The following is a 12,529-nucleotide window of genomic DNA, read 5'->3' as shown; positions in this document are numbered from 1 at the left end:
AGCGAATCCCGTTCTTCCCATATTGTGATGACGATTCCCGAGGGAAAACCCGAGGTTTCTGGATTCGCCTATCGTCAATAAACTTTCGCTCATGTCATACGACGACGTACATTTAAAGTGAGCAATCAGACCTCCCCTCGCGATCTCCCGCTCGACCTCGCGCGCACCGCGCGTCGTACCGCCGTGCGCTACTGGATCCTGGCGATGCTGTTCGTCGTCACGACGCTCAACTACGCGGACCGCGCGACGCTGTCGATCACGGGCACGCCGATCCGCAAGGCGTTCGGCATCGATCCGGTGACGATGGGCTACATCTTCTCGGCATTCAGCTGGGCGTACGTGCTCGCGCAACTGCCGAGCGGCTGGCTGCTCGACCGCTTCGGCGCGCGGCGCGTGTATGCGGCGAGCATCTTCCTGTGGTCGGCGTTCACGCTGCTGCAGAGCACGATCGGCCTCGGCGGCAGCGCCGCGTTCGCGGTCGCCGCGCTGTTCGCGATGCGCTTCGCGGTCGGCATCGCGGAAGCGCCCGCGTTTCCGGCGAACGCGAAGGTCGTCGCGAGCTGGTTCCCGACCGCCGAGCGCGGCACGGCATCGGCGATCTTCAACGCCGCGCAGTATTTCGCGGCCGTCGTGTTCTCGCCGCTGATGGCGTGGCTCACGCATGCATACGGCTGGCACCACGTGTATCTGTGGCTCGGTATCGCCGGCATCGCGCTTGCCTGCCTGTGGCTGCGCGTGATGAAGGATCCGGTCGACCATCCGGGTGTGAATCGCGCGGAGCTCGAGCATATCGAACAGGGCGGCGGCCTGGTGCGGTCGACGGGCCGGCCGACCGGCGCACGCGGCAGCGGCGGCGCCTCCGAAGGCAGCCGCGTGGCGGGTTGGTACTACGTGCGCCAGCTACTGTCGAACCGGATGCTGCTCGGCGTCTATCTCGGCCAGTACTGCGTGAACGTGCTGACGTACTTCTTCCTCACGTGGTTCCCGATCTACCTCGTGCAGGCGCGCGGGATGTCCCTGCTGAAGGCCGGCTTCATGACGTCGCTGCCGGCGATCTGCGGGTTCCTCGGCGGCGTGCTCGGCGGGATGCTGTCGGACGCGCTGATCCGCCGCGGCGTGTCGCTGACGCTCGCACGCAAGATTCCGATCGTCGGCGGGATGGCGCTGTCGATGGCGATCATCGGCTGCAACTACGTCGACAGCGAAGCGCTGGTCATCGCGCTGATGGCCGTGTCGTTCTTCGGCAAGGGGATCGGCTCGCTCGGCTGGGCCGTCGTCGCGGATACCGCGCCGAAAGAGGCGATCGGCCTGTCGGGCAGCCTGTTCAACATGTTCGGCAATACGGCGGGCATCGTCGCGCCGATCGCGATCGGCTACCTCGTCGGCGCGAGCGGCTCGTTCAACGGCGCGCTCGTGTTCGTCGGGTTGAACGCGCTCGTCACCGTGTTCAGCTATCTCGTGATCGTGAAGGACATCAAGCGCGTCGAACTGCGTCATCGCGACGCGTGAAGTTCAACCTTAGGGAAACGGCGGCCGCGTAGCAGCGGCCGCCGTTTTTTTGCATCGAATCGACGTCAGGCCGACGCGTGCACGACGCGCAGCATGTCGTGCACGCCGGACGTCATCAGCGCGAGGAACGCAAGCAGGCCGACGTAGCAGAGTGCGTAGGTCGTCTTCGTCTCGGTCGACGTCGCGTAGTACTCCCGATTCTCCGGCGCGTCGGGATCGTAGCGCCACGCGCGCTTCAGTTGCGGCAGCGCGAGGATCGCCATCACGATCAGCAGCGGGCTCGGCCGATACACGAACAGCGCGATCAGCACCGGCACGCCGGCGAACCAGATGCGCGGCGACAGCACCGCGGTGATCCGCCCGCCGTCGAACGGCGACAGCGGAATCATGTTGAAGAGATTCAGGAAGAAACCCGTGTACGACAGCGCGAGCAGCAGGTTGCTGTCGTAGTGGCGCGCGGCCGCATAGCAGGCCAGCGCGCCGAGCGTACCGACAAACGGCCCGGCGAGCCCGACGTATGCCTCCGTTTCCGCGTCGTGCGGCATTTCCTTCAACTGGATCCACGCGCCGACGAACGGGATGAAGGTCGGCAGCCCGACGTCGAGCCCGCGCCGCTGCGCGGCGACGTAATGGCCGGCTTCGTGCACCAGCAGCAATGCGACGAAACCGGCCGCGAAACGCCAGCCGTAGAACAGCGCATAGACCGCGATCGACGCGAGCATCGTGCCGGCCGATACGAGCACCTTGCCGAGCTTCAGGCCGCCGAAGATCAGCAGCAACAACTTGGTCATTCCTTGCGCTCCGTGGCGGACGCGTCGGATGCGTCGGCGACGGCCGGCACTGCGGCCGCCTTCGGCTTGCGCCCGAAGAAGCGCTTGAGCGCCGCTCCGCCGGCCAGCAGCGCGACCGCGCCGATCTTGAAGAACTTCGCCGCGAACGCGCCGATCAGCGCGAGCAGCCCGAGCTTTTTCGCGCCGACGCCGACGATCAGCGCCGCGAGCCCGTACTCGGCGACGTGGTCCGTCGACTTGTTGAAATCGGCATAGCGCTTACCGTCGTTGAAGCTGATGTTCGCCAGCAGCGCGTCGGCCGATGCCTTGTACTTGGGCAGATCGGCGAGCGTCGACGCCATCGTCAGCGACAGGTAGCCGTCGCGGCCGAGCACGAGCGTCCGATAGTTCACGCCGTCGTTCCCGGCATTCGGCGCCGCGCCCTTGTCGCGGATGATCGCCGACCACACGAGCCGGTGCGTGGCCGCGTCGTATGCGGGCGCCTTCGCCCAGCCGACCACCTCGGTTTCGGGCAGGCCGCGCTCCTTGCGCGCCGGGTTGTTCGCCTCGGTGCCGGCCTGCAGGCTTTTCAGCAGTTCGTCGGGCTTCCAGTCCTTCGCGTCGTCGTCGCGGATGTAGCCGCTCGGCTCGAACGACACGACAGAGATCCAGTCGGCGTCGGGATCGTCGGGCAGCACGAGGCCGACCAGCTTCGATTCGTCGATCGCGTTGCCCATCGAACGCAGGTAGCGGCCGGCCTCGGCTGCCGGCACGAACGATTCGCCGGCCTTCAGCTTCAGCACGGCTTCGTGTTTCACGTCGATGTCGGTCGGCCCCTTCACGACCGCTTCGTTGGCGGCCGCGGCGGCGGCCCTCATTTCCACCTGCGCAGCTTCGGTCTGCGCGTGGCCGCTGGTCGCGGCGAGTGCGAGCGTCGCCACGCAGGCGAGCCGGACGGCGAGTTTTTTCATTGTTGGATTCCCCTGGAATGCCTTGTTGTCGATGTGCGCGGCGGCCGGCCCATGCGTTGTCGTCGCGGGTCCGGCGCCGCCTCTCAGGTGGCACGGGGGCTATGGTAACGCAGCGGCTGTGCGCGTCGGGGTGGGCGTGGCGCGGCGCTTACCTCGCAGGTAATGCCAAAGCGGCGCGGGATTGCCTATCATCTGCGCCATGAACCCGACCGCCGCCCTCCATTCGCCCTCCCCGTCCGCCGGCCGCGCGTCCGGCATCGGTCCGCTGCTGCGCACGTGGCGGCAACGCCGGCGCCTGAGCCAGATGGCGCTCGCGCTCGACGCGGAGGTTTCCGCGCGCCACCTGAGCTTCGTCGAATCGGGCCGCGCGCAGCCGAGCCGCGAGATGGTGCTGCATCTGGCCGAACGCCTCGACGTGCCGCTGCGCGAACGCAATGCGCTGCTCGTCGCGGCCGGCTTTGCGCCGCTGTTTCGCGAACGGCCGTTTTCGGACCCGGAACTGGATGCGGCGCGTCATGCGGTCGAGGCCGTGCTGCGCGGGCACGAGCCGTACCCGGCGCTTGCGGTGGACCGCCACTGGACGCTGCTCGCGGCGAACCGGATGCTCGGCGCGCTGGTCGCGCAGGCCGATCCGGCGCTGCTGCAGCCGCCCGTCAACGTGCTGCGGTTGAGCCTGCATCCGGACGGTCTCGCGTCGCAGATCGTCAACTGGCACGAATGGCGCGCGCACATCCTGCATCGGTTGCAGCGGCAGATCGATGCGAGCGGCGATCGCACGCTGCATACGCTGCGCGACGAACTCGCCGCGTATCCGGCGCCGGCCGGCCAGCCCTACGACGCGCCCGCGCGCACCGATTTCGCGGATATCGCCGTGCCGCTGCGGTTGCGCACGGCGAGCGGCGAGCTGACGTTCTTCAGTACGACGACGGTGTTCGGCACGCCGGTCGACGTGACGCTGTCGGAACTGGCGATCGAGGCGTTCTTTCCGGCGAATCCGGAAACGGTGGATGCGATGCGGGCGCTGGCGGACGCGTTGCCGGCGGCGTAGCGCCGGCCGGCGTGCCGGCATCGTGCCCGATCAGCGGCGCTCGAGCGCCAGCTTCACGCCCAGCGCCAGCAAGACGACGCCGCTGACGCGATGCATGCGCGTCAGGATGCGCGGGTTGCGGCGGATCGACGCCGACAGCAGGCCGGCGAACAACGCGACCGGCCCCTTGACGAGAAACGTCAGCCCGGCGAACGTCGCGCCGAGCACGAACAGCGACAGCATCGGATGCGGGGCGCCCGCCGGAACGAATTGCGGCAGGAACGCCAGATAGAAAAGCGCGACTTTCGGGTTCGACACGTTGGACAGCGCGCCTTGCACGAACGTCCGGAGCCGCGATGCCGGCGCATTGCCGTTGCCCGCGAGCGTCAATTCGCCCGACGAACGCAGCAGCGTGATGCCGAGGTACAACAGGTACAGCGCGCCGATCGCCTTCAGCGCGGTGAACAGCCATTCGGATGCCTGAAGCAGCGCACCCAGCCCGAGCGTCGCGAGCATCGTATGGACGAGCAGCCCGACGCTGACGCCCGCGGCGGTCACGAGGCCCGCGCGCGTGCCGCCGGACAGCGTGCGCGACATCACGAGCACCATGTCCTGGCCCGGCGTCAGAATGATCAGAAGGGAGGTGGCCATGAACGGCAACCAGGCGACGTGCAGCATCGGGAAGCTCCTGAAAGTGGCGCCGCGGCGGGCGGGGATCGCGCGCCCGGGCCGGGCAGTCGTCAGATTATCGGCAACTTCCGTTGGAGATTGGATGCAAACTCGGCTATTTTCCGCTATGTATTTGGAGTTATTCTCCAATAATCGTATTGCGGGTAGCCAAAAATGCCAATCAAACTGGATGCGATCGATCGACGCATTTTGCGTGCATTGCAGCAGAATTCGAACCAGACGAACGCCGACATCGCGCAGCAGGCCGGACTGTCGCCCACGCCGTGCCTGCGCCGCGTTCACCTGCTCGAGGAACAGGGCGTAATCGACGCCTATGTCGCGTTGCTGAACCCGGCGGCCGTCGAACTGCGCTTCACGGCATTCGTGCGCGTCACGCTGGAGCGCCAGGACAAGACGACGGTCGAACGCTTCGCGCGCGAGATGGAACGGGCGCCGGAAGTGCTCGAATGTCATCTGATGGCCGGCAGCTACGACTATCTGCTGCGCGTGATCGCGAAGGATCTCGACGACTATCAGCGCTTTCAGATGGAAACGCTCACGCAGATCGAGGGCGTACGCAACGTCGAAACCGAGATTCCGCTGAAGCGCATCAAGCAGACGGTACGGCTGCCGATCTAGGTGTCGAGAAACGTCACGGCCTCCCCGGCCGGCTGCCCGTTCAATTCGCCGTCACGCACGACGACCTGCCCGCGCACGACCGTATGCACGGGCCAGCCCGCGACCGCGCATCCGTCGTACGGCGTCCAGCCGCTCACGCTCGCGATCCATTCGTCGCGGATGACCCGCCGCGCGCGCAAGTCGACGATGCTGAAATCGGCGTCGTAGCCGGCCGCAATGCGCCCCTTTCCTTCGATGCCGAAGATGCGCGCCGGCCCGGCGCTGGTCAGGTCGACCAGCCGTTCCAGGCTCAGGCGGCCGGCATTCACGTGATCGAGCATCAGCGGCAGCAGCGTCTGCACGCCGGTCATCCCGCTCGGCGAGCGCGGATACGGGCGGCGCTTTTCGTCGCGCGTATGCGGCGCGTGATCGCTGCCGATGACGTCGACCACGCCGTCGCGGACGGCCTGCCACAGCGCGTCCCGATGATGCCGTTCGCGCACCGGCGGATTCATCTGCGCGAAGGTGCCGAGCCGCTCGTAGCAATCCGGCGCATGCAGGCTCAGGTGATGCGGCGTGACTTCGACCGTCACGCGCCGCCGGTGCCGCGCGAGAAACGCCATTTCATCCGCCGTGGACACGTGCAGCACATGCAGCCGGCGCCCTGCCTCCGCGGCCAGTCCGACGATGCGCCGCGTCGCGGCCAGCGCGCTTTGCGCGTCGCGCCAGCGCGGATGGTCGCGCACGTCGCCGCTGGCCTCGGCGATCGCCTTGCGTTCGCGTAGCCGCGCCTCGTCCTCCGCATGCACGGCCATGCGTCGTTGCCCGTTGCGCAGGATCCGGCGCAACACGGTTTCGTCGTCGGCCAGCAGATCGCCGAACGAACTGCCCATGAAGACCTTCACCCCCGCGCAGCCGGGCAAACGTTCGAGCACCGGCAACCGTTCGGCATTGGCGGCCGAGCCGCCGATGTAGAACGCGTAGTCGCACCACGCACGACCGCGCGCAAGATCCCGCTTGGCGTTCAGATCCTGCTCGCTCAACGTCAGCGGATGAGTATTGGGCATCTCGAAGATCGTCGTGACGCCGCCGAGCACTGCACCGCGCGTGCCGGCCTCGATGGTCTCCTTGTGCGTGAGCCCCGGTTCGCGGAAATGCACCTGACTGTCGACCACGCCGGGCAGCACGTGCAATCCGCGCGCATCGAGCAGCACGTCGGCGCTCCACGTCCCACGCAACACGCCCAGCGCGACGACGCGGCCATCCACGCACGCGACGTCGATCCGCTCGGCGCCGTTGGGCGTCATCACCGTGCCGCCGTACACCAGCAGATCGACGTGGCGTCGTTCCACCCGGTCGCAGCGTTCCCGTCGCACCCGCTCGCCCATGAATCAGAACTCGTTCTGGATGTGCTTGTAACCGCGCACCAGCGCATTGTTCGTCCGTGCGACGTCCTCGGAGAAATCGCTCGCGTCGGGCGTCACCTGCGGCAACGCGGCGAGGTCGGTTTCCGGCCCGATGCGTTCGGTCGAGCGCACGTAGAAGCCTGGCGGCAGGCGGCAGCCGTCGACGACCGCGTTGTAGCGCACCACGCAGCCGTCGTCGATCGTGCAATTGAACAGCACGCTGTTGAATCCGACGAACACGCCGTCGCCGACCGTGCACGGCCCGTGGACGATCGCGCGATGCGCGATCGACGTGTGCCGGCCGATCGTCACGCTCGCGCCCGATTTCGAATGGATCACGACGCCGTCCTGGATGTTCGAATGCGCACCGATCACGATCGGCGCGATCTGGCCGTCCGCATCCGTTTCGTCGGCGCGGATCACCGCGTACGGGCCGATGAACACGTTCTCCTCGACGATCACACGCCCGCACAGGATGGCGGTCGGGTCGACGAACGCGTTCGGATGAATCTGCGGCAGGTCGCCGCGCGGGTTCTTCCTGATCATGAGGATTCCTGTATGGAAAGGACCTGGCCGCGCTTGAGCCGCTCGAACAGGCCCGGATCGCGCCACTGCGCGACGATGGCGGGCGCGAAGACGATCGCGTCGAGGTCGATGCGGCCCATGCGCGGGTTGAATGCATCGTCGCGGAAGCACTGTGCGTAGCCGGTCTCGGTTTCGTGAACGATCACCGAATACAGTCGCACGTCGGCTTCGCCGTTCGACATCGGCGTGCCCGACAACGCGGCATCGACGAGCCGGAACAGCACGCGCGAGAATTGCTCGGCGCTCGGCGACACCGGCAGCCGCACCCAGCGCTCCGAATGCCGGCTCATGCTTTCGACGTAGCGCGGATCGTCGTCCGACCACAGCGTCACCGCGTGGTCGAACGCGTCGATCAGGTCGCGCACGTCGCCCTTGAGCAGCCCGAAGTCGTAGATCATCTGCCCGTGATCCAGCGCATGCGCTTCGAGCAGCAACTCGACGCGGTACGAGTGGCCATGGATCGAATGCGAGCAACGCCGCGTGCTGCAGCCGCGTACGACGTGTGCGTTCTCGAACCGGAACAGCTTGCGGATCAGCATGCGTCGCCTCCTTCGCGTACCGGTGCGGCCCACGCCACTGCATTGTGCGGATGCAGGCTTTCGAGATGGCGCACGTGCACGCGCGGGCTTGCATGGCGATCTTCCAGCGCGGCCTGCACGCGGCGCGCGGCATCCTCGACGAACATCAGGTTCTCGCCGTTCAGCACCGCGAACGCCTGCTCGTCCGCACGCTTGACGGCCGTCTGCACCGGCGTGCCCAGCGCATGCTCGACGCGATCGATGAGGTCGATCAGCCCCAGTGTCGCGCCATCGGCCGGCAGCGCCACGCCGACGACGGCTTCGCTGCGCTGGCTGTGCGGCGTGGCGGCCGTCGCATGCCGTTTCAGCCACGCGGCGACCGCCGCCGGCTCCACGCGATCGTCGCGGCCGAATGCCGCCAGAAACGCCTGTTCGACCCAGTGCCGCGACAGCGCCGCCGAGCACGGGCACGTCGACGAATAGACGATCGTCGCCTGCGCACGCAGCGCGAACGCATCCCCGGCCAGCGTCGCGTCGATCTGCACCGGATAAGCCTTCCAGCCGGCCAGCCCGTCGGTCACGAGCGCGGCACGACGGGCCAGCAGGTCGAAGCGCAGCCGCACGCGCGCGCTGCGCGTGTCGCAGTCGCGGTGGCTGTCGATCATCGCGCGCAGCATGCGCTGCAAGCCTGCCGGCGACAGCGCTTCACCATCGGCCAGCCGGTCGAGCAGCCCGTACAGCCGCGACATGTGGATGCCTTTCACCCGCGGCGCAGGCAGATCGACCTGGACGTCGGCACGCGCATGCGCGTCGCGCCGGCAGCCGGGCTCCGCCACGACGACGGGCAGATCGATGCCCTGCATGCCGACCCATTCGAGCGGGCCAAGGCCCGGCGCGGCATCGGTCAGTGAAATATCGGGAAGCGCTGCATTCATGTCTGGAATCCGGTGGAGCGCCTTCTCCATCCGGATCGATGCAGGCAGCGCGCGTTCAGGTCAGGGCCAGTCGCGAAACGGGTTGTCCCACGTGGTCCAGTGTTCGGGGCCGGTCGCCATCTCGGCATCGGTCAGCAGGCACGCGTCGAAGCGCGCGCGCAGCGCCGGCTCGTCCATGTCCATGCCGATCAGCACGAGCTCCTGCCGTGCGTCGCCGACGTGCTCGTCCCAGCGTGCGCGGATCTGCGCGACGGCTTCCGGATCCTGCGGCCAGCGCTCGGGCGGCACGGCCGCCCACCAGTGGCCGGCCGGCCCGTGCCGCGCAACCGCGCCCGCCTGCGACCACGAACCGGCGACGGTCGGATGCGTGGCCAGCCAGAAGAACCCCTTCGAGCGGACGACGCCCGGCCATTCGCTTTCGACGAGATCGAGGAAGCGCTGCGGATGGAACGGCCGCCGCGCGCGATAGACGAAGCTGCGAATGCCGTATTCGTCGGTCTCCGGCGTGTGCGTGCCGCGCAGCTCCTGCAGCCAGCCCGGCGCGCGCGACGCCGCGTCGAAGTCGAACAGGCCCGTGTCGAGCACACGCTCGAGCGGCACCTTGCCGAATTCGGCGATCTCGATCCGCGCACGCGGGTTCAGCCCGCGCAGCAGCGCGACCAGCCGCTCGCGCGCGCTGCCGTCGATCAGGTCGATCTTGTTGATCACGAGCACGTCGCAGAACTCGATCTGGTCGATCAGCAGATCGACGACCGTGCGTGCGTCCTCGTCGCCCATCGATTCGCCGCGCGATTGCAGGCTGTCGCGCGACGCGTAGTCGCGCAGGAAATTGAACGCGTCGACCACCGTCACCATCGTGTCGAGCCGCGCGACTTCGCCGAGACTGCGGCCGTCCTCGCCTTCGAACGTGAACGTCTCGGCCACCGGCAGCGGCTCCGAGATGCCGGTCGATTCGATCACGAGCTGATCGAAGCGCCCTTCGCGCGCAAGCCGGTCGACTTCGATCAGCAGATCCTCGCGCAGCGTGCAGCAGATGCAGCCGTTGCTCATCTCGACCAGCTTCTCGTCGGTGCGCGACAGCCCCGCGCCGCCGTCGCGCACGAGCGCCGCATCGATGTTGACCTCCGACATGTCGTTGACGATGACCGCGACGCGCCGGCCCTCGCGGTTGTTGAGGATGTGGTTGAGCAGCGTCGTCTTGCCCGCGCCGAGAAAGCCGGACAGGACGGTTACGGGAAGCCGCGTGGACGGGTGAAGGGCGGGGCTCATCGGCGATTCCGGAACAGGGCGTTGAGAATGAAATGATATATTGTATCGATACGATATAACATATCATTCCGGACGTCCAGCAGGCCGGCTCATCGATGTGGCAACGGCGAAGGCGGCAGCACGCGGCGCCTTGCCGGTGCCGCCGCGCTGCGTATCACGTATAGAGCGACGCCGGCGGCAATTCCGCGGTGAGCGCGAACCGGCCCACGTCGCGCAGCCGGTAGTCGAGCGGGTCGTGCAGCGTATGGGTGCGCGCATTCCGCCAGAAGCGGTCGAGGCCGAGCGATGCGGCCGTCGCGCGCGCGCCGCACGCATCGAACAGCGCCTCGCCGTTGTCGAGCGCCGCGCGCTGCGCGACGATCTTCGCTTCCGATACCGCGAGCGCGACTTCGGCGCGTTCGTCGGCCGTCAGCGCATCCTGCCGCGCCCACGCGTGCTGCAACGTGCCGGCCGCGCGATCGGCCAGCGCCGCCGCGGCGATCGCGCGCACGCGCATGTCGCCGAAGCGCTGGAGCGTGTACGGATCGTCTTCGGCCCGCTCGACGCCCGAGTGAATCCACGGGCGGCCATGCCGTCGTACGTAATCGCGCGCCTCGGCCAGCGCGCCTTCCGCCAGGCCGACGAACAGGTTCGTCAGCACGAGCTGCGACACGAGCGTGCGCAGCGTCGCGCGCGGCGTCGGCGGAGTCTCGGAACGATGCAGCACCTCGTCCGCCGCGAGCGCCACGCCGTCGAAGCGCACGCTGCCGCTGTCGGTCTGGCGCTGGCCGATCGGGTCCCAATCCTCGTTGACGGTGATCCCCACCCGATCGGTCGGCACCACGCCGAACACGGTCCGGCCGGTGGCGGGATCGTGCGCGGACACCGTCATCCGCTGCGAGCCGCGCGTGCCGGAACAGAAGCCCTTCACGCCGTCGAGCCGGTAGCCGCCGTCGGCCGTCGCCGTGGCCACGAGCCGCGTGTCGAGCGGATTGACCGCGTTGCCCCACCACCAGCGCTCGTCGACCGTGCCGCGCAGGTAGCGCTCGCGCTGCGCGGCGCTGCCCCACACGTCGACGCTCACCACTTGCAGGCACTGGAACCCGACGAGATGCGCGAGCGCGCTGTCGACCCGCGCGACCTGCCGGATGACGTCGTAGATCGCGGGCCACGCCGCTTCCTGACCGCCGAATGCGCGCGGCACCGCGAGCGTCAGCAGGCCCGCATCGGCGAGCCACTGCTTCTCCTGCGCCGCATGACCGCCCGCGCGGTCGCGCTCCGCGGCGCTCGCGCGCAGTGCGTCGATCGCGCGCGCCAGCGCAGCGCGGTCGACGGCCGGCGGATCGGTATCCGGCTCGAGAGTCGCCGGGCGGCGTGGATCGTTCATGCGACGGCTTCCTGTTCAGCGGTTTCGCCCGACAGCGGTACGAGCGCGCCGAGCCGGCGGCCGGTCAGCCGCGACAGGATCTCGCGCCGCCAGTCGTCGTAGATCGCACGATATTCCGCGATATCCGCGCCGAACACCAGCGCCGTGTGCGCGTACTCGTCGTGCAGGTAGCCGTCGAGCCGCGCCTGGGTTTCCTCGTCGGCCGCGATCACACGATCGATCAGCGCGTCGCGCTCGGCGGCCGGCAGCGCCTGCAGCGTGTCGAACCACCACTGGACGATCTGCACGCGATGCCACTCCTCGTCCGGGCGAATCCGGTTCTCGCCGTGCTCGCGCATCGCACTGTCGCCGATGCGGCCGGTCTTGCGCTGAATCCACAGCTTCGCGAGGATGTGCAGCTCGTAATGCCATTCGAACGCGAGAAACCCCGCGATGTCGCGCACCGCGATGTCGCCGATGCGTGCCCAGTGCGCGGCGACGAGCCGGTCGACTTCCGGCAGCGGGTCGCGCCCGGTGAGTGCGGTCACGCGCTCGCGGCCGATCACCGCATGCGCGCCGTCGTCGCCGAGCTGGCGCGACAGGATCAGCTGGAAATGCGGATCGTCGCGGAACAGCGTGTCGATCGCCTTCGCGACGACCTGCACGATGAACAGGTCGTGCGACGCCATCTTCGTGTAGTAGTCGGCGACGGCGGCCAGCTCGTCGTCGTTGCGCGGCTCGCGCGGCGGCGTCGCCAATTTGTCGGGGAAGTCCGGACGATGGCGTCGCGCCACGTCGAGAAACAGCGCTTCCTCGAATTGTCCGTTCCATTCGCGCGGCGCGCCGAGGGGCAAGGTCATCGTTTTTCTCTCTCAGGATCGTGAAGGAAGCGAGCGGACGCTCGTGG

The 12,529-nt window shown here is 68.0% G+C and carries 13 protein-coding genes; 3 read left to right on the top strand and 10 right to left on the bottom strand.

Annotation, left to right across the window (positions count from 1 at the left end; all coding sequences use genetic code 11):
* Positions 1 to 117: 117 nt before the first annotated feature.
* Positions 118 to 1,509, top strand: coding sequence for an MFS transporter (locus WS89_RS20395; RefSeq protein WP_059792993.1), 1,392 nt, complete (start codon positions 118 to 120; stop codon positions 1,507 to 1,509).
* A 65-nt stretch (positions 1,510 to 1,574) separates the two neighbouring features.
* On the opposite strand, the gene WS89_RS20390 is transcribed toward WS89_RS20395, so the two are convergent.
* Together WS89_RS20390 and WS89_RS20385 are read right to left on the bottom strand one after the other, a co-directional pair.
* Positions 1,575 to 2,300, bottom strand: a complete 726-nt coding sequence (locus tag WS89_RS20390; RefSeq protein ID WP_059792991.1) for a site-2 protease family protein — start codon at positions 2,298 to 2,300, stop codon at positions 1,575 to 1,577.
* Positions 2,297 to 3,250, bottom strand: a complete 954-nt coding sequence (locus WS89_RS20385; RefSeq protein WP_059792989.1) for a DUF2167 domain-containing protein — start codon at positions 3,248 to 3,250, stop codon at positions 2,297 to 2,299. Before WS89_RS20385 ends, WS89_RS20390 begins: the two co-directional genes overlap by 4 nt.
* A 199-nt stretch (positions 3,251 to 3,449) precedes the next feature.
* On the opposite strand from WS89_RS20385, the gene WS89_RS20380 reads away from it, so the two are divergent.
* The gene (locus WS89_RS20380; protein ID WP_059792986.1) at positions 3,450 to 4,298 is read left to right on the top strand and encodes a helix-turn-helix domain-containing protein; all 849 of its coding nucleotides are present in this window, start codon (positions 3,450 to 3,452) and stop codon (positions 4,296 to 4,298) included.
* Positions 4,299 to 4,328: 30 nt separating this feature from the next.
* On the opposite strand, the gene WS89_RS20375 is transcribed toward WS89_RS20380, so the two are convergent.
* The gene (locus WS89_RS20375; RefSeq protein WP_059792984.1) at positions 4,329 to 4,955 is read right to left on the bottom strand and encodes a LysE family translocator; all 627 of its coding nucleotides are present in this window, start codon (positions 4,953 to 4,955) and stop codon (positions 4,329 to 4,331) included.
* Between the two features lie 165 nt (positions 4,956 to 5,120).
* On the opposite strand from WS89_RS20375, the gene WS89_RS20370 reads away from it, so the two are divergent.
* Entirely contained in the window at positions 5,121 to 5,585 is a 465-nt protein-coding gene (locus tag WS89_RS20370; RefSeq protein WP_059780030.1) for an Lrp/AsnC family transcriptional regulator, read from the top strand.
* On the opposite strand, the gene WS89_RS20365 is transcribed toward WS89_RS20370, so the two are convergent.
* From WS89_RS20365 to WS89_RS20335, 7 genes are all read right to left on the bottom strand, one after another.
* On the bottom strand, positions 5,582 to 6,952 hold the full coding sequence (locus WS89_RS20365) for a dihydroorotase (RefSeq protein WP_059792982.1): 1,371 nt from the start codon (positions 6,950 to 6,952) through the stop codon (positions 5,582 to 5,584). The genes WS89_RS20370 and WS89_RS20365 overlap by 4 nt on opposite strands.
* A 3-nt stretch (positions 6,953 to 6,955) precedes the next feature.
* Positions 6,956 to 7,516 (bottom strand): gamma carbonic anhydrase family protein, encoded by a 561-nt coding sequence (locus tag WS89_RS20360; protein WP_034206075.1) that lies wholly within the window; start codon positions 7,514 to 7,516, stop codon positions 6,956 to 6,958.
* Positions 7,513 to 8,094 (bottom strand): 6-pyruvoyl trahydropterin synthase family protein, encoded by a 582-nt coding sequence (locus WS89_RS20355; RefSeq protein ID WP_059792980.1) that lies wholly within the window; start codon positions 8,092 to 8,094, stop codon positions 7,513 to 7,515. The genes WS89_RS20360 and WS89_RS20355 overlap by 4 nt, the downstream gene beginning before the upstream one ends.
* On the bottom strand, positions 8,088 to 9,008 hold the full coding sequence (gene folE2 / locus WS89_RS20350; protein ID WP_179949876.1) for a GTP cyclohydrolase FolE2: 921 nt from the start codon (positions 9,006 to 9,008) through the stop codon (positions 8,088 to 8,090). The genes WS89_RS20355 and folE2 overlap by 7 nt, the downstream gene beginning before the upstream one ends.
* A gap of 60 nt (positions 9,009 to 9,068) precedes the next feature.
* Positions 9,069 to 10,277, bottom strand: coding sequence for a zinc metallochaperone GTPase ZigA (gene zigA, locus WS89_RS20345; protein ID WP_059499378.1), 1,209 nt, complete (start codon positions 10,275 to 10,277; stop codon positions 9,069 to 9,071).
* Positions 10,278 to 10,431: 154 nt separating this feature from the next.
* Positions 10,432 to 11,643, bottom strand: coding sequence for an acyl-CoA dehydrogenase family protein (locus tag WS89_RS20340; RefSeq protein WP_059499379.1), 1,212 nt, complete (start codon positions 11,641 to 11,643; stop codon positions 10,432 to 10,434).
* On the bottom strand, positions 11,640 to 12,482 hold the full coding sequence (locus tag WS89_RS20335) for a hypothetical protein (RefSeq protein ID WP_059792976.1): 843 nt from the start codon (positions 12,480 to 12,482) through the stop codon (positions 11,640 to 11,642). The genes WS89_RS20340 and WS89_RS20335 overlap by 4 nt, the downstream gene beginning before the upstream one ends.
* Positions 12,483 to 12,529: the final 47 nt, after the last annotated feature.

The organism is Burkholderia sp. MSMB1072, assembly GCF_001524725.1.
In the GTDB taxonomy this organism is placed as follows: Bacteria; Pseudomonadota; Gammaproteobacteria; order Burkholderiales; family Burkholderiaceae; genus Burkholderia.
This window is presented reverse-complemented; position numbering and strand designations above follow the sequence as displayed.

What these genes read in the sequence shown, in the direction of transcription:
- WS89_RS20390 (WP_059792991.1), bottom strand. Translation starts at nt 2,300, where the DNA reads ATGACCAAGTTGTTGCTGCTGATCTTCGGCGGCCTGAAGCTCGGCAAG.
- WS89_RS20385 (WP_059792989.1), bottom strand. Translation starts at nt 3,250, where the DNA reads ATGAAAAAACTCGCCGTCCGGCTCGCCTGCGTGGCGACGCTCGCACTC.
- WS89_RS20380 (WP_059792986.1), top strand. Translation starts at nt 3,450, where the DNA reads ATGAACCCGACCGCCGCCCTCCATTCGCCCTCCCCGTCCGCCGGCCGC.
- WS89_RS20375 (WP_059792984.1), bottom strand. Translation starts at nt 4,955, where the DNA reads ATGCTGCACGTCGCCTGGTTGCCGTTCATGGCCACCTCCCTTCTGATC.
- WS89_RS20370 (WP_059780030.1), top strand. Translation starts at nt 5,121, where the DNA reads ATGCCAATCAAACTGGATGCGATCGATCGACGCATTTTGCGTGCATTG.
- WS89_RS20365 (WP_059792982.1), bottom strand. Translation starts at nt 6,952, where the DNA reads ATGGGCGAGCGGGTGCGACGGGAACGCTGCGACCGGGTGGAACGACGC.
- WS89_RS20360 (WP_034206075.1), bottom strand. Translation starts at nt 7,516, where the DNA reads ATGATCAGGAAGAACCCGCGCGGCGACCTGCCGCAGATTCATCCGAAC.
- WS89_RS20355 (WP_059792980.1), bottom strand. Translation starts at nt 8,094, where the DNA reads ATGCTGATCCGCAAGCTGTTCCGGTTCGAGAACGCACACGTCGTACGC.
- folE2 (WP_179949876.1), bottom strand. Translation starts at nt 9,008, where the DNA reads ATGAATGCAGCGCTTCCCGATATTTCACTGACCGATGCCGCGCCGGGC.
- zigA (WP_059499378.1), bottom strand. Translation starts at nt 10,277, where the DNA reads ATGAGCCCCGCCCTTCACCCGTCCACGCGGCTTCCCGTAACCGTCCTG.
- WS89_RS20340 (WP_059499379.1), bottom strand. Translation starts at nt 11,643, where the DNA reads ATGAACGATCCACGCCGCCCGGCGACTCTCGAGCCGGATACCGATCCG.
- WS89_RS20335 (WP_059792976.1), bottom strand. Translation starts at nt 12,482, where the DNA reads ATGACCTTGCCCCTCGGCGCGCCGCGCGAATGGAACGGACAATTCGAG.